The 24,762-nt window shown below is 62.1% G+C and carries 21 protein-coding genes and 2 pseudogenes; 11 read left to right on the top strand and 12 right to left on the bottom strand.

Going from position 1 to position 24,762, the window contains the following annotated elements:
* Positions 1-105: 105 nt before the first annotated feature.
* The gene (locus KGB24_RS25330; protein ID WP_223416545.1) at positions 106-1,290 is read left to right on the top strand and encodes an acetyl-CoA C-acyltransferase family protein; all 1,185 of its coding nucleotides are present in this window, start codon (positions 106-108) and stop codon (positions 1,288-1,290) included.
* Between the two features lie 114 nt (positions 1,291-1,404).
* Positions 1,405-3,792: a DUF3772 domain-containing protein gene (locus tag KGB24_RS25335; protein ID WP_223416544.1), complete on the top strand. Its 2,388-nt coding sequence runs from the start codon at positions 1,405-1,407 to the stop codon at positions 3,790-3,792.
* 1 nt (position 3,793) lies between these two features.
* On the opposite strand, the gene KGB24_RS25340 is transcribed toward KGB24_RS25335, so the two are convergent.
* Entirely contained in the window at positions 3,794-5,284 is a 1,491-nt protein-coding gene (locus KGB24_RS25340) for an aldehyde dehydrogenase family protein (RefSeq protein WP_223416543.1), read from the bottom strand.
* A 47-nt stretch (positions 5,285-5,331) separates the two neighbouring features.
* A complete protein-coding gene (locus KGB24_RS25345) occupies positions 5,332-5,721 on the bottom strand; it encodes a c-type cytochrome (protein ID WP_008033873.1) in 390 nt (129 codons plus the stop codon).
* 276 nt (positions 5,722-5,997) lie between these two features.
* Here KGB24_RS25345 and KGB24_RS25350 point away from each other — a divergent pair, with 276 nt between their 5' ends.
* From KGB24_RS25350 to KGB24_RS29500, 3 genes and pseudogenes are all read left to right on the top strand, one after another.
* Positions 5,998-7,320, top strand: a complete 1,323-nt coding sequence (locus KGB24_RS25350) for an alginate export family protein (protein WP_223416542.1) — start codon at positions 5,998-6,000, stop codon at positions 7,318-7,320.
* Between the two features lie 373 nt (positions 7,321-7,693).
* A pseudogene (locus KGB24_RS29495) lies at positions 7,694-8,743 on the top strand (HAMP domain-containing protein); the annotation flags it as partial.
* Between the two features lie 261 nt (positions 8,744-9,004).
* Positions 9,005-9,601 (top strand): annotated as a pseudogene (locus KGB24_RS29500) (methyl-accepting chemotaxis protein); the annotation flags it as partial.
* A gap of 128 nt (positions 9,602-9,729) precedes the next feature.
* Here the strand turns inward: KGB24_RS29500 and hpaC are convergent.
* The gene (hpaC, locus tag KGB24_RS25360; RefSeq protein WP_223416540.1) at positions 9,730-10,242 is read right to left on the bottom strand and encodes a 4-hydroxyphenylacetate 3-monooxygenase, reductase component; all 513 of its coding nucleotides are present in this window, start codon (positions 10,240-10,242) and stop codon (positions 9,730-9,732) included.
* A gap of 261 nt (positions 10,243-10,503) precedes the next feature.
* Here hpaC and KGB24_RS25365 point away from each other — a divergent pair, with 261 nt between their 5' ends.
* Positions 10,504-11,133: a response regulator transcription factor gene (locus KGB24_RS25365; RefSeq protein ID WP_008033885.1), complete on the top strand. Its 630-nt coding sequence runs from the start codon at positions 10,504-10,506 to the stop codon at positions 11,131-11,133.
* A gap of 461 nt (positions 11,134-11,594) precedes the next feature.
* Here the strand turns inward: KGB24_RS25365 and feaR are convergent, their stop codons facing one another.
* The 9 genes from feaR to KGB24_RS25410 form a co-directional block, all read right to left on the bottom strand.
* Positions 11,595-12,515, bottom strand: a complete 921-nt coding sequence (gene feaR, locus KGB24_RS25370) for a transcriptional regulator FeaR (protein ID WP_223416539.1) — start codon at positions 12,513-12,515, stop codon at positions 11,595-11,597.
* A gap of 151 nt (positions 12,516-12,666) precedes the next feature.
* Positions 12,667-13,614 (bottom strand): PDR/VanB family oxidoreductase, encoded by a 948-nt coding sequence (locus KGB24_RS25375; protein ID WP_223416538.1) that lies wholly within the window; start codon positions 13,612-13,614, stop codon positions 12,667-12,669.
* Between the two features lie 292 nt (positions 13,615-13,906).
* Positions 13,907-14,647 (bottom strand): SDR family NAD(P)-dependent oxidoreductase, encoded by a 741-nt coding sequence (locus tag KGB24_RS25380; protein ID WP_223416537.1) that lies wholly within the window; start codon positions 14,645-14,647, stop codon positions 13,907-13,909.
* A 10-nt stretch (positions 14,648-14,657) separates the two neighbouring features.
* On the bottom strand, positions 14,658-15,158 hold the full coding sequence (locus KGB24_RS25385) for an aromatic-ring-hydroxylating dioxygenase subunit beta (protein WP_223416536.1): 501 nt from the start codon (positions 15,156-15,158) through the stop codon (positions 14,658-14,660).
* Positions 15,155-16,438 carry an aromatic ring-hydroxylating oxygenase subunit alpha gene (locus tag KGB24_RS25390; protein WP_223416535.1) on the bottom strand — a complete coding sequence of 428 codons (1,284 nt, stop codon included), beginning with the start codon at positions 16,436-16,438 and terminating at the stop codon, positions 15,155-15,157. Before KGB24_RS25390 ends, KGB24_RS25385 begins: the two co-directional genes overlap by 4 nt.
* 20 nt (positions 16,439-16,458) lie before the next feature.
* Positions 16,459-17,607, bottom strand: coding sequence for an amidase (locus tag KGB24_RS25395; RefSeq protein WP_223416534.1), 1,149 nt, complete (start codon positions 17,605-17,607; stop codon positions 16,459-16,461).
* Complete coding sequence (locus KGB24_RS25400) at positions 17,604-18,089, bottom strand: nuclear transport factor 2 family protein (protein ID WP_223416533.1); 486 nt, start codon at positions 18,087-18,089, stop codon at positions 17,604-17,606. The genes KGB24_RS25395 and KGB24_RS25400 overlap by 4 nt, the downstream gene beginning before the upstream one ends.
* Before the next feature lie 3 nt (positions 18,090-18,092).
* Positions 18,093-18,464 (bottom strand): hypothetical protein, encoded by a 372-nt coding sequence (locus KGB24_RS25405; RefSeq protein ID WP_008033901.1) that lies wholly within the window; start codon positions 18,462-18,464, stop codon positions 18,093-18,095.
* Positions 18,465-18,489: 25 nt separating this feature from the next.
* Positions 18,490-19,653, bottom strand: coding sequence for an acyl-CoA dehydrogenase family protein (locus KGB24_RS25410; RefSeq protein ID WP_223416532.1), 1,164 nt, complete (start codon positions 19,651-19,653; stop codon positions 18,490-18,492).
* A gap of 393 nt (positions 19,654-20,046) precedes the next feature.
* On the opposite strand from KGB24_RS25410, the gene KGB24_RS25415 reads away from it, so the two are divergent.
* The 5 genes from KGB24_RS25415 to KGB24_RS25435 all read left to right on the top strand — a co-directional run bounded on the left by KGB24_RS25415 (position 20,047) and on the right by KGB24_RS25435 (position 24,673).
* Positions 20,047-21,528 carry a sensor histidine kinase gene (locus tag KGB24_RS25415; protein WP_223416531.1) on the top strand — a complete coding sequence of 494 codons (1,482 nt, stop codon included), beginning with the start codon at positions 20,047-20,049 and terminating at the stop codon, positions 21,526-21,528.
* A gap of 280 nt (positions 21,529-21,808) precedes the next feature.
* Positions 21,809-22,957, top strand: coding sequence for an amine dehydrogenase large subunit (locus KGB24_RS25420; RefSeq protein WP_207285941.1), 1,149 nt, complete (start codon positions 21,809-21,811; stop codon positions 22,955-22,957).
* Positions 22,958-22,970: 13 nt separating this feature from the next.
* A complete protein-coding gene (locus tag KGB24_RS25425) occupies positions 22,971-23,510 on the top strand; it encodes a MauE/DoxX family redox-associated membrane protein (protein WP_008033905.1) in 540 nt (179 codons plus the stop codon).
* A gap of 3 nt (positions 23,511-23,513) precedes the next feature.
* Entirely contained in the window at positions 23,514-24,134 is a 621-nt protein-coding gene (gene mauD / locus KGB24_RS25430; protein ID WP_207285939.1) for a methylamine dehydrogenase accessory protein MauD, read from the top strand.
* Between the two features lie 17 nt (positions 24,135-24,151).
* Positions 24,152-24,673 (top strand): methylamine dehydrogenase light chain, encoded by a 522-nt coding sequence (locus KGB24_RS25435; RefSeq protein WP_223414009.1) that lies wholly within the window; start codon positions 24,152-24,154, stop codon positions 24,671-24,673.
* The last annotated feature ends 89 nt before the right edge of the window (positions 24,674-24,762 follow it).

Here is a 24,762-nt window from a genome sequence, read left to right on the forward strand (position 1 = left end):
CCCCCCTTGAGCACTTTCGACCTATCCCAACCAAACCACCGCCCCTAGACTCTTGCCCCCAATAACAGCGCCAAACGCGCACAAGACCGAACCAGGGAAACCCTCATGAACCCATCCGACATTTTCGTTATCAGCGCCGTCCGTTCCGCCATCGGCAGCTTCGGCGGCTCGCTCAAGGATGTGCCACCGATTCAACTGGCCACCGACGTCTGCCGCGCCGCCATCGAACGCTCGGGGCTGGCACCTGAGCACATCGGCCATGCGGTGATGGGCCATGTGATCCCGACCGAAGCCCGCGACGCCTACATCTCCCGGGCGGTGGCGATGAATGCCGGCCTGCCGAAAGAGACACCCGCCTTCAACGTCAACCGCCTCTGCGGTTCCGGTTTGCAGGCAATCGTCAGTGCCGCGCAAAGCCTGATGCTCGGTGATGCGGGCGCGGCGCTGGCCGGTGGCGTCGAATCCATGAGCCGTGGCGCGTATCTGTTGCCGCAAGCGCGTTGGGGCGCACGCATGGGCGACATGCAGGCCATCGACTACATGCTCGGCGTGCTTCAAGACCCGTTTGCCGGTTTCCACATGGGCATCACCGCGGAAAACATCGCCGAACGCTACGGCATCACCCGTCAGGCCCAGGATGAACTGGCCATGCTCAGCCAGCAGCGCGCCGCGCGGGCAATCGCCGAAGGCCGCTTCAACAGTCAGATCGTTCCAATCGAAGTGGCATCGCGCAAAGGCACCGTGACCTTTGCGACCGACGAACACGTGCGTGCCGAGGTCAATGCCGAGCAACTGGCCAAGATGAAACCGGCCTTCAAAAAAGACGGCAGCGTCACCGCCGGCAACGCCTCGGGCCTGAATGACGGCGCCGGTGCGCTGATCATGGCCACCGGTGAGATGGTGCGCACACAAGGCCTCAAACCAATGGCCCGGCTGGTCGGCTATGCCCACGCTGGTGTCGAGCCGGAACTGATGGGGCTCGGCCCGATTCCCGCCACTCGTCTGGTGCTCAAACGTGCCGGCCTGACCGTCGCCGACCTGGATGTCATCGAGTCGAACGAGGCCTTCGCCGCGCAAGCCTGTGCCGTGGCGCAGGAACTGGGCTTCGATCCGGAGAAGGTCAACCCCAACGGTTCGGGCATCTCGCTGGGCCATCCGGTGGGCGCCACCGGCGCGATCATCGCGACCAAGGCCATTCACGAACTGCACCGCGTCCAGGGCCGTTATGCACTGGCGACCATGTGCATCGGCGGCGGCCAGGGCATCGCCGTGCTGTTCGAACGCGTCTGATACGTCCACCCTGCCCCCGTTCAACGGGGGCAGCCGAACAAACTATTGCTCGCAGGTTTGACTGATGACCTAACCTCATAGGCTGAATGACTAACAACAGAGTCAGGCACTCCTATGCGTCATGCACTGAAAGCCATGATTTTCGTCGCTTTCACGCTTTTCGGGGCGGGCCCCGGAATGCTGTTGGCGGCAGACCCTGCGGACATTTCAATGCCCAGGGCGGTTGCCGCGCCCCCCAGCGTTTCCCCAAGCGACCTCCAGGCGTTGCAACTTCGGCTGGACGCCCTCAAACAACAGATCTCGCTGGTTGATAACTACAGCCAGCTGGAGGCCCCGCAGGACCTGGTCCAGATGTTCATGCTGGATGTCGATCGCCTCTCGACCTCGCTGCTTCCCCTGCAAACTCAACTGCGTGCGCAACTCGGTGTACTGGGGCCTGTCCCGCGCGATGACGCCGCGGCCGAGCAGCCCGATATCACCGCGCAAAGGGTCGCGCTCACCGAGCAAAAAAACAAAGTCGACGCCACCCTGAAAACCCTGGCCACCCTGAAAACGAGTGCCACCGACCTCATCACCCAGATTGCCGGCATCCGTCGCAACATGCTGGAAAGCGAACTGACCCTGAGCACCCGAAGCGTCCTGAATCCCGAATTCTGGTCACCGATCCTGAGCCCTTCGATGGATGATCGACAGCGCTTCGCATCGTTCCTCGGTCAGGCAAGTGAGGTCCTCAAACTGGCCTGGCAACCGGGCCAACGCCTCTACACCAGCGTACTGTTGCTGCTGGCCCTGCTTATCTGGACGCTGGGCCGCCGTCTCGCGGAACGAGGGCTGACGTGGCTTTGCATTCACCGGATGCCAGAAGGACGCCTGCGCCGCAGCTCCCTGGCGCTGGCTTCCGTATTGGCCACGGTGCTGACGGTCGGCCTGTCCCTGCAACTGCTGTTTTATGTCTTCACACGCCAGGCTCCGCTGACGCCGACGCTGACGACGTTCTCCCAGGAGTTCGAAAAAGTCGCCTACACCTGCGTGCTGATCACCGCGTTGAGCCGCGCCCTGTTGTCCACGAAGCACCCGTCGTGGCGGCTGCCGGCGCTTGCCGATCAGGTGGCGCTGTCACTCAAGCCTTATCCGCGGGTTCTGGCAGGCGTGCTGCTGGTTCTGGTGACAATGATCCAGATTACCAACGCAACCGGCATGAGCAGCGGCATCGTGATCGCCGGTCGAGGGGTCGTCGCACTGGTTGTTACGTGCGTTCTGGTGGATTTATTGTGGCGCACCGGCAAAGTCCGCAGAGCCGTCGTGGCGTCTGGCGAAGCCTATGAAGCCGGCAGGACGTTCGCGGGCGTGCTTTACACCCTCGCCAGTCTTGCGATGGTGATCTGCCTGGTATCCCTCCTGACCGGTTACGTGTCCCTGGCCAGGTTCGTCACCTATGAACTGGTCTGGGGCTTTCTCATCCTCTCCGGTTTCTATTTGCTGATGCAGTGCTTCAAAGATGCCTGCGAATACTTTTTTTCAATAAAAAGTCCCAGCGGCAAGGCGCTCAAACAGTTGCTCGGCATTGAAGACCGGCGCCTGGAGCAGATCTCGATCGTTCTGTCGGGGGTCGGGCGCGCCGGACTCTTGCTGCTGGCGCTGGTCACCCTGTTCGTCGGGGGCGTCGGCACGACGCTCGGGCAACTGCTCACCAACGTCTTTTCCATTCTCGGCGGCGCCGGGCTGCGCAAACTGAACATCATCCCCGGGCACTTGCTCAATGCCGCACTGGCCTTGCTGATCGGCATCTACCTGATTCGCACGCTGGGCCGCTGGCTGGACAAGGAGCTCCTGCCGAAAACCGAGATGGACCCTGGCATGCGCGCTTCGCTGACCACGCTGTTTGCCAACATCGGCTATGCGTTGGTCATTCTGCTGACGCTGTCATCGTTGGGCGTGCAGTGGACCAACCTGGCCTGGATCGTCAGTGCGTTGTCGGTTGGGATTGGTTTTGGCTTGCAGGAGATCGTCAAGAATTTCGTCTCAGGCCTGATCCTGCTAACCGAGCGCCCGGTGAAAGTCGGCGATCTGATCAGCATCAGCGGGGTCGAGGGCGACATCCGCCGGATCAACGTGCGGGCCACCGAAATCCAGCTCAGTGACCGCTCGATCGTCATCGTGCCCAATTCGCAGCTGATCTCGCAAAACCTGCGCAACGTAACCCTGGGCGGCAGCGCCCAAGGGGTGGCGTCACTCGAACTGACCTTCCCCCTGGACATCGACCCCGAACAGGTGAAAGACCTGCTCTACAACACCTACCGCGAGCACGAGACCATTCTCGACAAACCGGCGCCGATGGTGCGCTTCAGCAAACTGACCCCCGAAGGCATCACGCTGACGGTCACCGGCTACGTCGGCAGCCCGAGAATCGTCGGCGTCACCAAGAGCGACCTGCTGTTTGAAATCCTCAAGCGCCTGAGTGACGCCGGTATCGAGCTGGCGAAGCCGGCACCCACGGTGTGAGTCAGTGGGCGATGCACACCGATTTCAGCTCGGTGTAGGCCTCGATCACCGCACGACCGAACTCGCGGCCCATGCCGGACTGCTTGACGCCACCAAACGGCATGGCCGGGTCGAGCAGCACGTGGGCGTTGACCCACACGGTGCCGGCCTCGATGCGCGGCACCAGGTTCATCGCTTTGCCGAGGTCATTGGTCCACAGGCTCGCGGCCAGGCCGTAGCGGTTGTCGTTGGCCAGGGCGATCACGGCGTCTTCATCGTCAAACGGCATCACCCCCAGTACTGGGCCGAACACCTCTTCGCGGGCCACCGCCATGCTGTGATCGATGTCGGCCAGAATGGTCGGCTGCACATAGAAGCCCTCGCCTTCCACCAACTCGCCCCCGGACACCACCCGTGCGCCTTCGCGACGCGCCAGCTCGATGTGCTTGAGCACGCTTTGCTGCTGCTTGCGCGAGACCAGCGGGTTGATCGCAGCATCGCCGTTCATGCCTGCGCCGATGGGCATCGCCGATACGGCGGCGGCAAGTGCTTCAACGAATTGATCGTGGATCGAGCGATGCACGTAGAAGCGCGAAGCCGCCGCACACACCTGGCCGTTGTTCAGCAGACCGCCAAGGATTGCGCCCTGGACGGCTTTTTCGATGTCGGCATCGGCCAACACGATCATCGGGTTTTTGCCGCCCAGCTCCAGCGAGAACCGCGTCATGTTTTCCATGCACGCCACGCCGACGCTTTTGCCCACCGCCGTGGAACCGGTGAAGGACACTTTGCTCACTAGTGGATGCGCCGTCAGCACACCGCCGACATTGGCACCGCCACCGGTGACGACGTTGAACACGCCCGCCGGAATGCCCGCTTCCAGCGCCAGTTCAGCCAGGCGCATGGCGGTCAGCGGCGTTTCCATCGCCGGTTTGATGATCACCGTGCAACCGGTGGCCAGGGCTGGCATCAGCTTCCACGCCGCGATCAGCAACGGGAAATTCCACGGCACGATCCCGACCACCACGCCCACCGGTTCACGCTTGGTGAACGCGGTGAATTTCGCCCCCGGCGGCAGCGGAATCGACACGTCAAACGTCTGCCCTTCGATCTTGGTCGCCCAGCCGGACATGTAGCGCATGAACTCCACGGTGGCGTTCAGGTCCAGTGCGCGCGCCATGTTGATCGACTTGCCCTGACTCAGGGTTTCCAGCTGCGCCAGTTCTTCGGCATGCGCTTCTACCAGCGCAGTGAAGTTCAGCAGGATGCGTTCGCGGTCCGCCGGGCGCAGGCCCGACCACACGCCGGACTTGAAAGCTTTATGCGACGACTGCACCGCCTGTTCGACCACCTCCAGCGGTGCGTCGAGGGTTTCGCACAGGGTTTGTCCGGTGGCCGGGTTGACCACGGCAATGCGCGGCCCTTCGGCGAACACCCATTGGCCATCGATAAAGCAGCCGTGGCGGCGGTCAAGGAATGCAGCAACCTGCGGCAGGATTTCAACGTTGCTCATAAATCACCTTTGGTTCAGACGTGTTTTTCAGCCGGATAACGGGCTGATTACTGTTGTTCTTTGAGGAAACACACGACCGCCTGGCGATCGTCCGCGGAGGCCAGGCCCATGTAGGGCATGTAGGTCCCCGGCACGAAGGCCTGGGGTTGGGTGATGAGTTGCGCGATGTTCTCGGCCTGCCAGTTGATGTCTTTGCTGCGCATGGCCTGGGAATAGTTGAAGCCTTCCAGCGAGCCGGATTTGCGCCCGACCACACCCGCCAGGTTCGGCCCCATCATTCCCGTCATGCCCTTGGTCACCGAATGGCAGACCGCGCATTCATTGGCGAAGACCTGGGCGCCATGCCCTTGGTCGGGCGCGCAGTCAGCGGCCAGCGCGGTGTGCGCGAGGGTGAGTGAGAGCAGACCGATGAGGGGCAATCGCAGCGAGGTGAACATAGGAAAACGACCTTGAAAATCCGCGCTCATCCATTGAGCGGCAACACGGGAGCGCCGACGCAGCGGTGCATCGACAGGGTTGAGAGGGATTGTCGATGGTCAGTGATGCGCAGGTTTTGCCCTGCGTGCCAGTCGTATTGGCGAGGCTGCCAAACCGGGCATTTTGGCAAGCACAGCCAACTCTTTGGCAACCACACAAAAGGCCGGAAAAGTTCCGCGCCTTAGTATCGAAAAAGACCGCAAACCTGCGCTCAAGAACAAGAACGGATGCCACACATGCTCAAGTCCCCCTTGCTGCGTCTCTCTACACTTGCCCTGATGATCAGCGCCGGCCATGCCGGCGCGTACGAACTCTACGCCGATGACGACAGTCACCTGAACGCCACGCTGGAAGCGGTCTTCGGCATCTTCCACAGCCAGGAAAACTACGCGCTGTCCGGTCGCCTCGACCCGGGTTCTTCGTCGTGGCGCGAGGGCTACATCAAATATGGCCTGAGCTTCGACAAGGGCCTGGCCGGTGTCGGCACCGCGTATGGCGCGGCGAACCTGCTCAGCTCCGGCACCTGGGGCGACGGCGATGCCGCAGGCTTCAGCGACGGTTCGGAACGCACCACCAAATTCGAAGACGCCTACCTCGGCTGGCGTTCGGGCAAGCTGTTCGACGTGCTCGGCGAGGACGGCGTCGACCTGTCCTTCGGTCGCCAGAACATCGTGATCGGTGATGGTTTCCTGATTAATGGCGACGCGCTCAACTTGGGCAAAGGTCTGGCCGACGGTGAGTTCAACCGCGGTGGCGCGTACTGGCTGGCGGCGCGCAAAGCCTTCGACGAGACTGCCGTGCTGCGTCTGGGAGGCAAGGAAGGCTGGCGTGGCGACCTGATGTGGTTGAAGTCCGATAACCGCGCACAAGCGAAAACCGAAATGTACGTCGGCACGCTTGAGCACGTCGCCGAAGCAGGCACGGTCGGTTTGACCTACATCGACACCACCGATGTCGACGAAGAGTTCGCCTCCCCTTCGCAGCTTGAACGCGACGGCATGAAAACCTACAGCCTGCGCGCAGCCGGCAATGCCGGGGTGCAAAACCTGTTCCTCTCCGGCGAATACGCCAAGCAGGACAAACCCCACACCAGCACCGAAGATGCCTGGTACCTGGAAGCCGGCTGGACCTTCGCCGACGTGGCCTGGACGCCAAATGCCAGCTACCGCTACAGCCGTTTCTCGGAAGGTTATGACACGCTGTTCTATGGTTTCAGCCGTGGCTTCGGCACCTGGTTCCAGGGTGAGGTCGCCGGCAACTACGCCGGCCCGTTCAACACCAACTCGCGTATCCAGCAAGTCAAATTCACCGTCTCGCCGCTGGAGAACCTGACGGTCGGTGCGATGTATTTCAACTTCGACACCATCGACCGCAACCTCGGCAATACCGATGGCCACGAAGTCGATCTGTATGCCGAATGGCACGTCAACGAACACCTGACGGTGATGCCGCTGATCGGCCTCTATCAGCCGGACAAAAGCGCCGACGAGGGTGGCACGCAGCTGGGCAGCAACGACAAGAACCTCTACAGCCAGGTGATTTTCGCCACCACGTTCTAAGCCCCCACGCAATCCCTGTAGGAGCGAGCCCGCTCGCGATGGAGGTCAACGATGACGCGTGTTGCCTGAATAAACGCGTCGCCCAGACATTTTTCGCGAGCGGGCTCGCTCCTACAGGGGACCGTGTCATGCCTCAAGGAAAAAGGCCTTTCCAATGCACAAAAAATTCCTGACGATTCAGAGCAAAATCGCCCTGCTCGCCGGCCTCTGCCTGCTGTTGGTGGTAGGTTTGCTGATGGGGTTGTCGCTGTATCAAACCCATCGGAGCAGCCAGCAAGTGGCCGAGGCCAGCAGCGAAATGCTCGCCAACGCCGCCAAGGAACACATGCAGGCGCTGGGCAAAGTGCAAGCGATGCAGGTGCAACGCACCTTCATGCAGACGCACGAATATGGCCAAGGGTTGTCGCGCTATCTGCTCTACCTGAGGCAGTTGCAACATCAGGGCAACCTTACCCGTCCACAACTGCGCCAGGAGCTGAGCACCCAGCTGCACCAGGCCCTGATCGACAAGCCCGACCTGCTCGGGCTTTATGTCATTTTCGAACCCGATGCCCTGGACGGCGCCGACGCCGGTTTCGTCGATCAGGCGGCCATGGGCAGCAACGAAACCGGGCGCTTTTCGCTGTATTGGGTGCAAAGCAAACCCGGCGAACTGCAAGCGGTGATCGGCGACGAAGCGCTGCTCGCCAACACCTCGCCCGGCCCCAGCGGCGCGCCCTACAACGCCTTCTACACCTGTGCCCGCGACACCCGCAAAGCCTGCGTGCTGGAGCCGTATTTCGATGAGGCCTCCGGCAGCCGCAAACTGGTGACCAGCATCGCGTTCCCGCTGCTGGACCATGACAAGGTCATCGCCGTGGTCGGACTCGACATCAACCTCGCCGCCCTGCAACAGAACAGCGAAGCCAGCGCGCTCCAACTGTTCGACAGCAACGGGCAGATCAGCATCGTCAGCCCGCGCGGGGTGATTTCCGCCAACAGCCAGGACGTCAGTCGCCTCGGGCAACCGCTGGACAATGTTGAGGTGATGGACACCTTGCGTCAGGGCCAGCCGAAAGTGTTCGTCGATCAACAGCAGATCAAAGTACTTGAGCCGCTGGCACCGATTGTCGGTGCAGCGCCGTGGGGTGTGCTGGTCGGCGTGCCGCAGAACGTGCTGCTCGCCCCGGTCACCACGCTGCAACAGGAACTCGATGCACAAGCCGTGCGAAGCACCGCGCTTGAGCTGTTGCTGGGCGGCGGCTCGGCGCTGCTTGGCCTGGTGTTGATCTGGTACGCGGCGTATCGCATCACCAGGCCGCTGCAACTGCTGACGCGGGTCATGGAGGATATTTCCCTGGGCGAAGGTGATCTGACCCGACGCCTGGCCGTGCAATCACGGGATGAAATCGGCCAACTGGCGACGGCGTTCAACCGCTTTGTCGAGCGTATCCACCACTCCATCCGCGAGGTGTCTTCGGCGGCGCTCGGCGTCAACGAAGGCGCCAAGCGTGTGCTGCTGGCGTCCAACGCATCGCTGAGCAATTTCGATGAACAATCGACCCGCACCAACAGCGTCGCCGCCGCGATCAACGAACTGGGCGCCGCCGCCCAGGAAATTGCGAACAACGCTTCCGATGCCTCGCAGCAAGCCTCCGCCGCGCGCCAACAGGCCGAAGACGGGCGTCAGGTGGTCGAGCGCACGATTGAGGTGATGAACGAACTGTCCGGAAAAATCAGCGCGTCGTGCGTCAACATCGAAGCGCTGAACAGCAAAACCGTGAACATCGGGCAAATCCTCGAAGTGATCAAAGGCATCTCTCAGCAGACCAACCTCCTCGCCCTCAACGCCGCCATCGAAGCGGCGCGGGCGGGTGAAGCGGGACGTGGCTTTGCCGTGGTCGCCGACGAAGTGCGCAGCCTGGCCGGGCGCACACAGACCTCGGCGGCAGAGATTCAGCAGATGATTGAAGCACTGCAAGTCGGTGCCCGTGAGTCGGTGACGACCATGACCGAGAGCCAGCAACACAGCGAGGAAAGCGTCAGCATCGCCAACCTCGCCGGCACGCGGCTGGGCAGCGTGACGCAACGCATTGGCGAAATCGACAACGTCAACCAATCGGTCGCCGCAGCCACTGAAGAGCAAACGTCGGTGGTCGAGGCGTTGAACGTGGACATCACCGAGATCAACACGCTGAACCAGCAAGGAGTGGAGAACCTGCAATCGACGTTGCAGGCATGTACCGAGCTGGAACGCGAGGCTGGGCGGCTGAATCAGTTGGTCGGGAGTTTTCGCATCTGAAAGCAGGGGTGCCTGATCTGCCGCTATCGCGAGCAAGCTTGCTCCTACAAGGTTGAAGTGATCACACCATTTGTGAACGACACAGACCTGTAGGAGCAAGCTTGCTCGCGATGAACGATAACGCGGTCTCAGCAAGCCGCCACAGCATGCTCAACCCGATGAAACAACCGGTTGAAATACACCAGGCTATCGCCCTCCCCGCGCACACCCACCTTCGACAATTCCACAAACATCACCGAATGCGACCCGACTTCCTTGCACTCGCTGATCCGCCCTTCCAGCTGCACCAGTGCATCACGCAGCACCGGCACGCCCGTGTCACCGCCGTCCCACAAGTCCCAGGCAAACCGCTCGGCCATCGGCACCTGGGTCATGCCGGCGAAGTGTCGGGCCAGTTCTTCCTGTTCGCCGCACAGCACGTTGACGCACAGCCGGCCGTTGGTGCGGAACACATCGTGGGTGGCGCTGTTGCGGTTGACGCACACCAGCACGGTCGGTGGCGAATCCGTCACCGAGCACACGGCGCTGGCGGTGATGCCGCAGCGACCGCCGGGGCCGTTGGTGGTGATGATGTTCACCGCCGCCGGCAGTTGCGCCATGGCGTTGCGAAAGTCGATTTGCTGCTGGCTCAGGTTGGCCATGTCGGTGCCCCTTCCTTCAGGAGGACCGCGCGTTCGCGGCCCGTGGGTGATGGAACAAGACTAAAGCCCGACGTGGCGCGCAGCCATTCTGACGATCCCCATGCCGAGGTAGGCTTTCCGCTAGTCGACTAGGTGGTTTCTTTATCGTCAGGGCCCGTCGCAGTGGGTATTCTGCTAAAAGGCGCCACCATAGGTGCCGACGTCCGCCGCAGCGTGCACGCGTGCGAAAACAATAATTAGAAAATCTCGTGGCAACCCCTGATGGAAACCCGCAAACCGATTGTTTATATCGTTGATGACGACAAAGACCTGCGCACTTCGCTGGCCTGGTTGCTGGAGTCGGTCAGCGTCCAGGCGCAATGCTTTGCCGGCGCTGAAGAGTTCCTGAGCCAGTACGACCCCAAGCAACCGGCGTGCCTGGTGCTGGACGTGCGCATGCCGGAAACCAGCGGCTTTCAGCTGCAGGAAATCCTCAACCAGCGTGGCAGCACCCTGCCGACGATCTTCGTGTCCGCCCATGGCGACATTCCGATGTCGGTGACGGCGATGAAGAACGGTGCGCTGGATTTCGTCGAGAAACCCTACAACCCGCAGCAGATGATCGACCGCATACAAGCGGCGCTGAAGACCGCCGTGCATGCCCAGGCCGATCAACAGCAACGCCAGCACCTGCAAGGCAAACTCGCCCTGCTGACGAGCCGTGAACGGGAGGTGTTGATGCTGGTGATCGATGGCAAGGCCAGCAAGGTCATCGCCCGGGAGCTGAACATCAGCGTGAAAACCGTTGATGTGCACCGGACCAAGATCAAGGAAAAGATGGGCGTGACCAGCATTGCCATGCTGGTGCGCGAAGTGCTGCATTTACCGGTGGATGAGCCGTCGCGGCATTAAGGGATCTGCGGCGGTCATGAGACCGCCATCGCCGGCAAGCCGGCTCCTACAGGGGATCTCCTGCGATCGCAGGATATGTGAACGGCGGTGACCTACTGTAGGAGCCGGCTTGCCGGCGATGGGGTCGGCACATTCAACATCAATGGCGCCTGACACTCCGCCATCGCCAGCAAGCCGGCTCCTACAGGGTTCTGCAGCGAACACGAGGTATGTGCACGACGAAGATCTACTGTAGGAGCCGGCTTGCCGGCGATGGGGCCGGCACATTCAGCATTGATGGCGTCTGATGCCCCGCGATCGCCGGCAAGCCGGCTCCTACAGGGATCTGCAGCGAACACGAGGTATGTGCACGGCGAAGATCTACTGTAGGAGCCAGCTTGCTGGCGAAGGGGCCGGCACATTCAACATTGATGGCGTCTGATGCCCCGCCATCGCCAGCAAGCCGGTTCCTACAGGAGAGGTCAGTTGTGGCTGTAGCGCTTACGATAAGCGCCCGGCGAGACGCCGAAGCGGGATTTGAACGCCGAGGAGAAGTAGCTGGAATCGGAAAAACCCCAGGCGTAACACAGCGCCGAGAGCTTCTGCTCGTCAGGTGAGCGGCGCAGGTTTTCCGCGCAGAAATCCAGGCGTCGGTGCTTGATGTATTGCGCCACCACCAGGCCGCGCTTGGAGAACATCCGGTACAACCCGCGCACCGAAATCCCTACCTCACGGGCAATCAGCTCGGGGCACAGGTCTTCGGCGCCGATGTGTTCGTCTATGTAGGCGATGATCTTGCGAAACTGCCGCTCGTGGGCATCCGCGCCGCTGTCGCGGGCACTGATCCCGGGCAACAACAGGCTGACCAACGCATCCAGCACCGCTTCGCTTTCCTGCATGTCCAGGCCTTCCTGCTGCCGGGTATCCAGAACCAAGCGGTTGGCCATCGCCGCCAGTGGTGTACTGGCCGCGATGCGTGTGGCGCAGTTGACTGCATTGAAATGCGAACCGCGCTCGACCACCTGACGCGGCAGGATCAGCGACAACTGTCGGGAATCCTCGTTGTAGGTCATGTCACTCGGGCGGCAGGCGTCGATCAGGGCGATGTCGCCCGTGCCCAGTTGAGCGCGATTGTCGCCCTGCTCCAGCCGGGAACTGCCACGCATCTGGAACACCGCGTAATAGTGGCCGTCGCTGCTGACGCTGACGTCCTTGCTGGTGCGATACAGGTGCACATGCGCCATGTCGACGACACTGAGGTTGATCGCGCCGCTGCGATATTCCGCCAGCTCACCGTAGAAATCCGTATCCAGGGCGCGGGCATCGAAACGCCCGCAGGCCTGGTTGACCTGGCTCAGCCAGCTTTCGAACGCCTCGTTGCGAACCGCCGAAGAAGTCATCATCACTGCAAAGCCTCACGCGTTTTATTGTTATTTTTCGACCGCTTCGTCGAGCGGTTCGGCAATTGTTACTGACCTTGGCTGTCTCCTCCTTCGACGGCCGCCGGGCCCTATTCAACAGGCTCCGACGCTGGCTTGCCAGCCTTCCCTTGCGTTAGATGTCCAATACCAGACGAGCGGAAACGGCGCGGGAAACGCAGGCGCAAATCTGTTTGTTGGACGCCTTTTCCTTGTTCGACAAACAGTTGTCGCGGTGCTCCGGCACACCGTCCAGCACCTCGACGATGCAGGTGCCGCAGATGCCTTCGCGGCATTCGGTGTCGATGTCACAACCGTGGGCCTGCAACACATCGACCAGACTCGCGTTGGCCGGCACCTGAAGCACCACACCGGAACTGGCCAGCTCTACTTCAAAACCGCCACTCGGACCGGCATTCGCTGTGGGATCGGCCTGGAAGTGCTCAAGGTGGATCGCGTCGTCGCAGCGGCTGCGCGCCGCCACTTCCACCACTTTGTTCATGAACGGCGCCGGGCCGCAGGTGTACACGTGTGCGGCACTGTCTGCCTGGTTCAGGCATTCACTCAACGTGGCATCCATGTCACCCGGCTCGATGCCGTAGTGGAACTGCACATGCCCGGCGAACGTGCTCGCCAACAGCTCGGCGAACGCTGCGTATTGCGGCGAACGGGCGAAATAATGCAGGCGCCACGGCTGGCCGTTTTCGCTCAGCCGATAAGCCATGCTCAGCAGCGGCGTGACGCCGATACCGGCGGCGCACAGCACATGCTCGGTGGCCGTCGGGTCGAGGCGGAACAGGTTGCGCGGTGCGCCCATTTCCAGCTCCATGCCCTCTTCGACCTCGTGCAGCGCCGCTGAACCGCCACGGGACTGCGCCTCTTTCTTCACCGCCACCAGATAAGCGCGGCGATCCTGCGGCGGGCTGCACAGCGAATATTGACGGGTCACGCCGGTCGGCCCGGTCAGGTCGACGTGGGCACCCGGTTCATAGGCGTCGAGCGGCTGGCCGTCACTGCGCACGAGGCGAAAGGAACGGATATCCAGCGCTTCGTCGACGATCCTTTCGATCTTCACCTTCATCATTGCATCACCTGAAATACGGTTGATTTTTGGGACGTTTGTTAGGCCCCCTGTAGGAGCTGGCTTGCCAGCGATGGCGGTCTTGAGATTTGCATCGCCAATGTGGACGCCATCGCCGGCAAGCCGGCTCCTACAAGGGATTGTTCCGGTCTTGAAATTTGCATCGCCGGTGAGGGCGTCATCGCCGGCAAGCCGGCTCCTACAAGGGATTGTTCCGGTCTTGAAATTTGCATCGCCGATGAGGGCGTCATCGCCGGCAAGCCGGCTCCTACAAGGGTTGTGTGTGAGGCCTTGTTTAGCGCATGAACAGGCCGCCGTTGATGTCCCAGCACGCACCGGTTACGGAGGCGGCGTGGTCGGCGATCAGCAGCAACACGGTGTCGGCGATGTAGCCGGGGTCGCCGAGGGTGCCGGCCGGGATCATTTTCAGGATCTGTTCCAGACGCTCCGGGGCCACGGTTTCGCGCACCACCGGCAAGTCCAGCGGCCCCGGCGAAATGCTGTTGACCGTCACGCCTTGCGGGGCCAGTTCACGGGCGAAGACTTTGGTCAGCGTCGCCACGCCACCCTTGGCCGCTGCGTAATGCGCGCCGGTGGCGGTGCCGCCGTTCTGCCCGGCGAGCGAGGCGATGTTGACGATGCGGCCAAAACCACGCTCGGCAAAGTGCGCGCCGAACACCTGGCACGCGACAAAAGTGCCGCGCAGGTTGATTGCCATCGACTCGTCGAACTCCTCCGGGGTGATGTCCATCAACGCGGCGACTTTCGACACGCCGGCGTTGTTCACCAGGATGTCGCAGCCGCCCCAATGCTCGACCAGCACGTCGCGGGCATGCTGGAAGTCGGCCTTGCTGCGCACATCCAGCTCAATGGCGACAGCACTGGCACCGCTGGCATCCAGCTCGGCAGCCAGTCGCCGCACGCCCTCGAGACGCACGTCCGCCAGGGCGACACGATAACCCGCCCCGTGCAGACGGCGGGCGATGCACTCGCCCAGTCCGCGCGAGGCACCTGTTACAAGGGCTACTCGACTCATGATGTTGCCCTCACAAAAGGAAGCCGAGCGCGCTCAGGCTGTCGGTGGAGTTGATCAGGCGCACCACTTTGCGCTCCAGCGACGGCACACCGTCGGTGAAACGAATGCGATGATTCAGGTCGGCCACAAACGGCGTGTGCACGCCGCGCTTGTAGGCGTACAGCAACTGCGCCGAGTTCACTTCGACGATGTCGCCAGCGGCTTCGACCAGGCGGAAACGCGAAATCGTGCGGATGGTTTTCGCCGCGTCCACCGCCGATGGCGAGTAGCCGGCGGTCAGGCGTTCGATGCGCAAGTCACGCATGCGCGCATCGTCGTAGGCGTAGTTGAGGTTGGCTTCGAAGTCCTCGGTGTCCGGGTCGATCGGCACGATGTACTTGCCGCTGTCGCTCCACAGGGTCGCCCATTCGGCGTAATTCTTGTGGTCGAGCAATTCGGCTTCGCGCCAGATGAATTCGATGGCCTGGGCCAACGGGCCGGAAAAACCGTTCAGGGTGTCGTGATTGCTCATTGGCTCATCATCCTTTTCCACATGTCGTAGGCACCGCGCATGCCGCCTTCGTCGGTGGCGTGGCTGACCTTGTCGCCGTTTTCAGCGGTGATTTCGCGATTGAGGCCGCGGTTGACCAGGATTGGCGCATCGACGCCGGCGTACGAACCACGCTGCACACGGTCCCAGGCCTCGGCATCGTCCGGGCTGCCAAAACCGAACGGGCCCTGGAAGTGTTCGTGAATGCGCATGCGTTCGCGGTTGGCGATTTCCGGTCCGCCGTCCATGCCGAGGGCAACGTGGCGGATCTCGGTTTCGGTCACCGATACCGGACGCAGCACGCGGAAGAACGACATCGACATCGCGACGTTGGGGAACAGGTTCAGGTTGAAACCGGCGCCGTGCAGCGAGCGCACGATGCGACGGACTTGCGCAGGCTCCATGGTTTTCGACAGCTCTTCCGTCACGTGAGCGAAGCGCTCCTGCAACTGTTCGGTGCCGTCGTCGTGATCCAGATCGACGTGTTCCGGCACCATCACCATCACGCTATGGCCGTTGCCCAACGAATGGGTGACCGCTTGTTCGTCGGTCATGAACGAGAGCATTTCCGAGGTTTCTTCATCCACCGACGACATGAACGACTTGTGCACGATCGGGAAGTGATAACCGTCGGTGGTGTTTTCCAGCTGGATCTTCCAGTTGCCCTTGAAGCTGAACTTGTGTTCGCCCTGGGTCTTGATCGGGAAACCGGCGCCCTGCTTCATGAACAGGTCCATCCAGTGTTTGGCACCGCCGAGGAAGTCTTCCAGCGGTTCGATCTCGTCGTTGTAGCTGGCGAAAACCATGCCGGCGTAGCTTTCCACGCGCAGGCTGGTCAGCGGCAGTTCGGACTTTTCCAGAATGCCTTCGTAGCCATCCGGATACGGCAGCGCACGGAGCTTGCCGTCCAGACCGTACGACCAGCTGTGATACGGGCAAGTGAAACCGGTGGCGTTGCCCTTGTGTTTTTCACACACCGTGGCGCCACGGTGCCGGCAGCGGTTTTCCAGGACGTTGATGTTGCCCTTCTTGTCGCGCACGACAATCACCGGGCGACGGCCGATGGTCGCGGTCTTGAAGTCGCCGCTGTTGCGCACTTCGCTTTCGTGGGCAACCCACACCCAGGTGCGGTAGAAAATCTTTTCCAGCTCGGCTTCGAACAGCGCCGGGTCGTTGTACAGCGAGACGTCTACGCGGTCGTACTGGACCAGGTCTTCGGGGCTTTTCGATGATGCGATCAGCCGGTATTCATGAGTGCTCATGCGGTTCTCCTCATGGCTTTTTATGATTTCTTGTTAGGGGTCGACCGTTCGCCGGCCATGCTCTGTTGCAATTGCGCACCGAAGGCGCAGACCAGCTCGTCCTGACCTTTACGACCGACAATCTGCAGGCCGACTTTCAATCCGCTGCCCTCCAGTTCCACTGGCACCGTCAGCGCGGGATGGCCGCTGAGGTTGAACGGCCGCACCAGTGGAGTCATGCCGGCCACCGCTTTGCTGGCGCTGCGGGCTTCGATCAGCGTCGGCGGCAGGCTGGGCATCGTCGGCAACAGCAGCACCGCAAACTCTTCCAGCACGGTGTCCACTTGCTGACTGAAACGCGCGCGGACTTTCTCCGCTTGCGCCAGGTCCGCCGCGCTGGTGCGACTCGCGGCCAGCAGGCGTTGCTCAACGTCCGCGCCAATCAGGCCTTTACCTGTGAGGTGGCCGAACGCGGCCCAGTTTTCAAAATTGATCACGGTGAGGCCGGCGGCGAACGCGGCTTCGAAATCGCTCAGGTGCAGCTGACTACGACGCCAGCCTGCGCGGTCGGCGGCGGCGCCGAGGCATGCTTGAAGATGCGGGTCGCAGTCGACTTCAAGAAAACCCACCGATGCGTTGCCAGAGGGCAAACCCTGCACCTGGAAGCCAGGGCAAATCACTTGCATCGCCGCGATCAGGTCCGCCATATCGGCGGCAAACGGCCCGACGCAATCGAGGCTGGACACCGCTGGATGCGCACCGACCCGGCTCACTCGCCCATAAGTCGGTTTCAAGCCAGCGATGCCGCAGCACGCCGCCGGTACGCGAACCGAGCCACCGGTGTCAGTGCCGATGGCGACATCCGCCAGACCGGCGGCAACCGCTGCCGCCGAACCGCTGGAAGAGCCGCCCGGCACGCGGTCCGGTGCTTGCGGGTTGATCGGCGTGCCGGTCCAGTCGTTGATCCCGGTCACGCCAAACGCCAACTCGTGCATATTGGTTTTGCCAACGATTTGCCAGCCTGCGTCGAGGATCGCGTCCACCACGTCGGCGTTGCGCAGCGCCGGTTCAGCATCGGCAAACGCACGACTGCCCGAGCGGGTCGGATGGCCGGCGATGTCGATCGAGTCCTTGATCGCGACCCGCTTGCCGTCGCCACCGAGTAAAAATTCGCTGATAAACGTGCTCATGCGCCCGACTCCGAGGTGAAGAGGTCCATGTTGAACAAGCGTTGCGTGCGGAAATGTGCGATCAGCCAGACACTCTCGACACAGCGAAAATCGATGTTCAAGCGCGTGCCGAACAACTCGCTGCGCCCATCGGCGTAGGTGGACACCTGCTGCATGATCCACTGCCCCTGCGCGGTGTTGCCGTCGACCAGGATCGACTCGCTGGTGAGGTAATGCAGGTTCAGGCGAAAGTGCTCCGAGGGCGGCAAGTAGCCGCCGACAAACGCTGCAATCGCCTCACGCCCGCGATGCTCGCCGAAGGTCTGCGCGGTGACGCTGCCGACGCCTTCCCACACGGCGTCGATGCAGAACAATTGCGCCAGCTCACTGACGTGGGTGACCGCCCTCGGCACGTCGCACAAGTCCATGTAGCGCGCCATCAAGCGGCGCACCTGGCTCTCCCCTTCGAGCGTCGCCAGACGCTGCAACAAGGCCTCGTTCATGGCTTACACCCTGGCGGCATCAGGGATGGTCAGTGGACGACCGATGCGCGCTTCAACCTTGGCGTAGCGCCACAGGCTGTACTCGTTCACCGGCGTGGTGCGGAACAGGTTGCAGGCATCGATCACCGATTGGTGGCAGTCAACATCGGCCATGATGTAGACGGTCCACGGCGAGGTGGTGGACGGGCCGACCATCAGCCGGTCATCGTCCATCGCGCCGAGTACGGTGATGCCGGGCATGGCGCCGAGCGAGCCCATCATCTGGCTGAAGCCTTTCCAGACGCTCAGGCCTTCGCCGGTGGGCAGGTCGAAAAAGTTCTGGGTGATGCCGATGCAGAAGACGACACGCAGCGGTTCTTGAGTGGTCTGGGACATGAATATTGATCCTTGAAGAGAGGGTTCAGATGTAGCCAGGGAACGGCGGCACGCCGAGGAACACCGAGCCGGCGCCGTCGTACAGGCCTTCGCTGAGGAACGCGTGCTGGGTGACCACCATCGAATCGCGCAGGTAACGCTGCAGCGGATGGCGCAGGTAAATCGCGGTGGTGCCGGCGAGGCTGTACGCGCTCTGCACCACGGCGGCGCCCGCCTGGGACACGTGAATCGCGGACAAGCGCAACAGGCTGGTTTGTTCGGCGGTGACCGGGTTGCCGGCCAGGATCGAATTCCACACTTGCTCGGTGGCGTTGTAGAAGAAGCCACGGGCGGCGGCCAGTCGGGCTTCGGCCTTGGCGATCTCGATGCGCACGTAGGCGCGGTCGGCCATTTTCGGTGCGCCGGTGATGCCGCTGCCGGCGGCCATGCGACTGACTTCGTCGAGGGCGGCACGGGCCAGGCCAAGGTTGACCACGGCCAGCACTTGCGCGGCGTAGGCAATCGACGGGTAGCGGAACAGCGGCTCGTCGATGGTTGCAGCACCGCCACGGATGAAGGTCCAGCGTTCGTCGACGTGTTTGTCGCTGACGCGCAGATCGTGACTGCCGGTGCCTTTGAGCCCGACCACGTCCCAGTTTTCGATGATCTCGACCTGGTCCGCACGGAACACCGCAGTGCGCGGCTTGCCACCCGCAGCGCCAATACCCACGCCGAGCAAGTCGGCGCCCTTGCAGCCGCTGGCGAATTTCCAGGTGCCGTTGACCTGCCAGCCGCCCTCGACAGTTTCAGCCGGTTGCAGCGGGAACAGGCCGCCGGCGAACACCAGGTCCGGGCTTTGGGCGTAGATTTCGGCGAGGGTTTCCGGCGGCAATGCGGCGAGATAGACCCCGGCGCTGCCGAAGCTGGCGACCCAGCCCGCAGAGCCGTCGGCTTCGGAAATACGCTCGATCATTTGCAGGAACAGCGCCGGCGCCAGGGCGTCACCGCCGAAGCATTTCGGCGTGGCGGCGCGGTAGATGCCCACGTGCTTGAAGCGCTCGATCATGTCCCGTGGCACGTGGGAACCGGCGTCGAATTCATCGCGACGCTGGCGCACTTCCGCCAGCACCTGCTCAAAGGCCTGGCGGTGGACGGTGTTGCCGTCGACGCCTGGCAGAGGGTCTTTCTCCGCGACAGCTGAACGCAGCATGGGCTTCTCTCCGTTTAATTGTTATTAGCCGCAGCCTGCCGGGAGGCGTGGCGAGCGTTATGTGGCACGGGTAACGACCGACGCGATTCCCTGTAGGAGCTGGCTTGCCAGCGATGAGGCCCTTGAATCTGGCGGCGCTCTTGAAGACGTCATCGCCGGCAAGCCGGCTCCTACAAGGGTTCGCGTTCACAGGGAAGATTGTTGGCTGTGAGGTCGTTGCCCTTGCATTGAGGCCCAGTGTAAAAACCGCGTCGGGTCGCCACTATTGGTGCGTGCAGCCTCTTCACTAAAGGAATCCCCTAGCCAGCCCCCGGTTACCTCTGAGCGCATCCCCACGCGCAAGCGGGTATAAAAAGCCATACTTTCCCTTCACCGGTTCCTCAGGACTGCGCGATGTACCTGCCAAAACCGCACGACTTTTTCACCCTCATCGAAGCCATGCCGCTGTGCATCATTCTTCACGATGCGCAGAGCAAGGAGATCCTCTGGGCCAACACCGCCGCCCTCGACGCGCTGGGTTTTACCCTGGAAGAACTGACGCCGCTGAAAGCCCCGGACATGACCCGCGACGCGCCCAAGTACCGGCGTTCGGTCGGCCTGCGCTGGCTGGAAGGCGCAGCGCGCACGGGCCAGCGCGCCATCGAGTGGTGTTATCGCTCCAAGCAAGGCGTGGAAATCCTCTCCGAGGCGGTCGCGACGCTGGTGCATCTGGACGGTCGCGATGTTCTGATGGTGCAGTTCCGCGACATCTCCAGGGAGGACAAGGTCAAGCGCGACCTCAAGCGTTTCGAAAGCCGGCTCAAGGCATTCATGCAGGACCTCGCCGAAGGTGTCGCGGTGCTCGGCCCTGAAGGTGATATCCGCTTTATCAGCGACTCCGGCGCGCACCTGCTCAACAGCGAAGAACACACGCTGATCGGCGAAAATTTCCTGTCGTGGTGCGACGACGACTCACGTCGGCGGCTGCTGCAACAGCTGGCCAGCGAGACCCCGGAACATGCGCCGTTCCGCGTGCACTACCACCTGCAACGCCGCGACGGTGAGTGGCGCTGGCATGAGGCGACGTGTCGTTTTATCGAGATCGAAGACGACCTGGTCGGCCACCTGCTGCTGTTTCGCGACGTCACCGAACAAGTGCGCGCCGAAGAAGCTCGGCGGGTCAGCGAGCAGAAACTCGAATACCTGGCGCGCTACAACGCCATGGGCGAAATGGCCGTGGCCATTGCTCATGAGCTAAGCCAACCGCTGGCCGCTACGCGTAACTTCATCGAAGGCGCGGTGATTCGCCTGGGCAAGGAGTCCACCACGGATCAGGGCGTCGCCTGGGGTTTGCAAAACGCCGTGCGGCAAATCGAGCATGCGTCGCTGATCATCAAAAGCGTGCGCGATTACGTGGTCAAACTGGAGCAGGCCGAAGAGCTGATCGACCTCAACGAACTGCTGCGCGAAACCCGCTATTTCATCAGCCTGCGCGCCGATCCGAGCCTGGTCCGCGTCGAGATTGTCGCCAGCCCCGCGCCGCTTTGGGTGAGTTGCGAGAAGGTGCTGATCGGTCAGGTCATTCTTAACCTGGCGTTCAACGCGATTGAAGAAATGAGCGATCTGCCTGTTGAACGACGGGTGCTGCGCATTCACGCCAGCCGCGAAAACGACGTGGCGTTGGTGCGCATCGAAGACTGCGGTCGCGGCATTCAGGCCCAGGCGCAAGAGAAGTTGTTCGACGGTTTCTTCTCCTCCAAGGTCAGCGGCAACGGCATTGGCCTGGCGCTGTGCAAAAACATCATCGGCCGCCATCGCGGCGATATCTGGGCGCAAAACCTTGAGCCCTGCGGCGCCGTGTTCACCTTCACCCTTCCCCTGGCAACTCCCGCCTGACACCGCCGAAGAACCTGAATCAAACCACGAACCTGTAGGAGCCGGCTTGCCGGCGATGGCGATTTCAAGGACGCCATCGCCGGCAAGCCGGCTCCTACAGGTTTGCGTTTTCGCCTGCAATTGCGGTGCGTGCAGCCGGTTTTTCGAGACTGGCACAGACACACAAACGCTTGGCAGCCACAGCAATTCCCCCCTTCTGCCAGCGAGGCAGAATCGAACTGCAAAAATCTGCCAATGCACTTGCGTTTTGCACGAACAATAATTCAGGGAGTTCCCCCTAATGCGAGCCACCAGGATCACCGTACAGTCAGCGCTGAGTCTCAGCCTGCTGGTACTGGGTTTGAACAATGCCAGCGCGGATCTGCCCGCTGACACGATCGGCCAGACCGTTCTGGCATTTCCGCCGGAAGTTCATCGGGCCTTTATCGTCGACGTCGAATTCGAAAGTTTCGTGGCGGGCCGTGTCACCGTGGTCGACCCCGATAAAAAGCGCGTGCTCGGCATGGTGCCGACTGGTTTTGCTGCGCCCTCGACGCTCAGCCACGATCAGAAAACCCTCTACAGCGCCGACATCTGGTATTCGCGCGGCACCCGTGGCACCCGCACCGACGTGCTGACCGCGTGGGACAGCTCGACCCTGTCGCCGGCCTGGGAAGTGCTGATTCCGAACAAGCGCGCCGAGTCGCTGACCCAACGCTACGGCTTGAAGACCAGCGGCGATGACCGCTTTGTCTACGTCTACAACTTCACCCCATCAACCTCGGTGACCGTGGTCGACACCCAAGCCAAAGCCGTCACCGCCGAACTGGCGATTCCCGGTTGCGTGCTCAACTACCCGATCGGCAATCGCCGCTTCGCCTCGCTGTGCGGCGACGGCAGCTTGCAAGTGATCACGCTGAACGATCAGGGCCAGGAAACCGCACGCAGCCGCACGCCGTTCTTTGACCCGAACGCGGAAAAACTGGTGGAACGCGCGGTGAACGTCGGCGACACCTATTACTTCACCACCACCACGGGCACCGTGCGCCCGGTGGATTTCTCGGCCGACGCACCGAAAATCCTGCCGTCCTGGTCGTTGACCAGTGACGAGGAAAAGAAGGCCGGCTGGGCACCGGGCGGCTGGCAGCTGATGGCTGTCGCGCCGAAGCTGAACCGCTTGTACGTGCTGATGCACGACGCGCACGAACCGATGAAGTGGGAAGACCCGAGCCCGCTGATCTGGGCGTTTGATCTGAAAACCCACAAGAAGGTCGCCACGCTGGAGGCACCGGTTCCGGTGTGGAGCATGCAGGCGACCGGCGACGACAAGCCGCTGCTGCTGGGCGCCGACGTTGCAGGCGGTTTGCAGATCTTCGACCTGAAGACCAACACGCTCACCGGCAGCATGGCGAAGGTCGCGAAAACCGCGACTCAGGTCATGAGCTACTAACCGAGGTTCGGCCATGCACTTAGATCCGATCTTCATCATTGCCAGCGCCCTCGCCATCGCGGTGTTGCTGGCCAGTGCCGCGACCCACAAGGTGCGCGCGCCGGCACGTTTTGCCCGGCAATTGGCGGACTACCAATTGCTGCCCGACGTGGCCGTACGCCCCGTCGCACGCGTCATTCCGCTGGTTGAACTGGCCATCGCCTTTGCGCTGCTGGTACCGGTCAGCCGTGCCTGGGCAGCGTTGGGCGCCGCCAGCCTGATCGCGCTGTACGCCGCGGCCATTGGCATCAACCTGTGGCGCGGTCGTCGCGATATCGACTGCGGTTGTGCCGGCCCGGATCAGGCCCAGCCGCTGCGCCCGGTTCTGCTGCTGCGCAACAGCGCGCTGGTGGCGTTGGCGTTGCTGGCCAGTGTCTCGCCGGTGGTTCGTGACCTGGTTTTTTTCGACGGCTTCGTGACTGTCGCCGCCAGCGCCGTCGCGCTGCTGATTTACGCCGCAGCCGATGGCTTGCTGGCGAACTCCCCTCTTCTGCTCAAACTGATTGGTAGGTGATCAATGGAAGGCTTAATCGTTTCCAACGTTCTGCTCTGGGTACTGCTGGTGGCCGTGGCGTTTGCCGTCATGGGCCTGGTCCGGCAGATTGGTGTGCTGCACGGCCGTCTGGCCCCGGCCGGTGCGTTGATGATGGACAAGGGCGTGGCGGTCAATGAAGCCGCGCCACAGGTCACCGCTTCCGACCGCAAAGGGCGCCCGGTCAACTTCGGCTATGCCGGCGAGAAATCGCAACTGCTGTTCTTCCTCTCGCCAACCTGCCCGATCTGCAAGTCGCTGCTGCCGGCGATCAAATCCATCGCCAAGGAACAGGCCGATCGCCTCGACGTGGTGTTCATCAGCGACGGCGACATGGACGCTCAGCAAAAGCTGATCACCGAACACAAATTGGAAGACGCCACTTATGTGGTCGGGCCAGAGGTGGGCATGACCTACCAGATCGGCAAGCTGCCGTACGCCGCGCTGATCGACAAGACCGGCACCCTGCGCGCCAAAGGCCTGGTCAATTCCCGCGAGCACCTGGACAGCCTGTTCGAAGTCGAGCACCTGAAAAGCGCGACGCTGCAGGAATACCTCAACAGCCAGCCGCATGCACACGACCATAGCCACGGCCATAGCCACTGATAAGGCAGGAGACTTTCATGAAACTGCTGGATCTGTTGTTTGAGCGTTCGACTCGTCGTGTTGCCGACACCACTTCGCGACGCAAACTGCTGTCGCGCATGGGTTCTCTGATGGTTGCCGGCGCCGCGTTGCCGCTGTTGTTGCCGCTGGATCGCACCAGCAAAGCCCTGGCCGCCGACAACCCGAAAGCCGGTGACCCGGGTGATCCGAACACCTGCGACTATTGGCGCTACTGCTCCATCGATGGCTTTTTGTGCAGCTGCTGCGGAGGGTCGGTGACGTCCTGTCCGCCGGGCACGGAAGTGTCGCAAGTGACCTGGATCGGCACCTGCCGCAACCCGGCCGACGGCAAGGATTACATCATTTCGTACAACGACTGCTGCGGTAAGCAGAGCTGTGCGCAGTGCGCCTGCACCCGTAACGACAGTGAAGAACCGGCCCATCGCCCGTTCAACAACAACGATGTGAACTGGTGCCTGGCCGCCAAATCGCACATCTACCACTGCACCGTTTCGATCATTCGTGGCGTCGCGGTTTAACGCTTGATTGCGGTAGGCTATTTGTAGGAGCCGGCTTGCTGCGGGCGGCGTTCCGACGATGGCGTCTCTGAAAACGCCATCGTCGGAAC

The organism is Pseudomonas sp. BF-RE-25, from assembly GCF_019956105.1.
In the GTDB taxonomy this organism is placed as follows: Bacteria; Pseudomonadota; Gammaproteobacteria; order Pseudomonadales; family Pseudomonadaceae; genus Aquipseudomonas; species Aquipseudomonas migulae.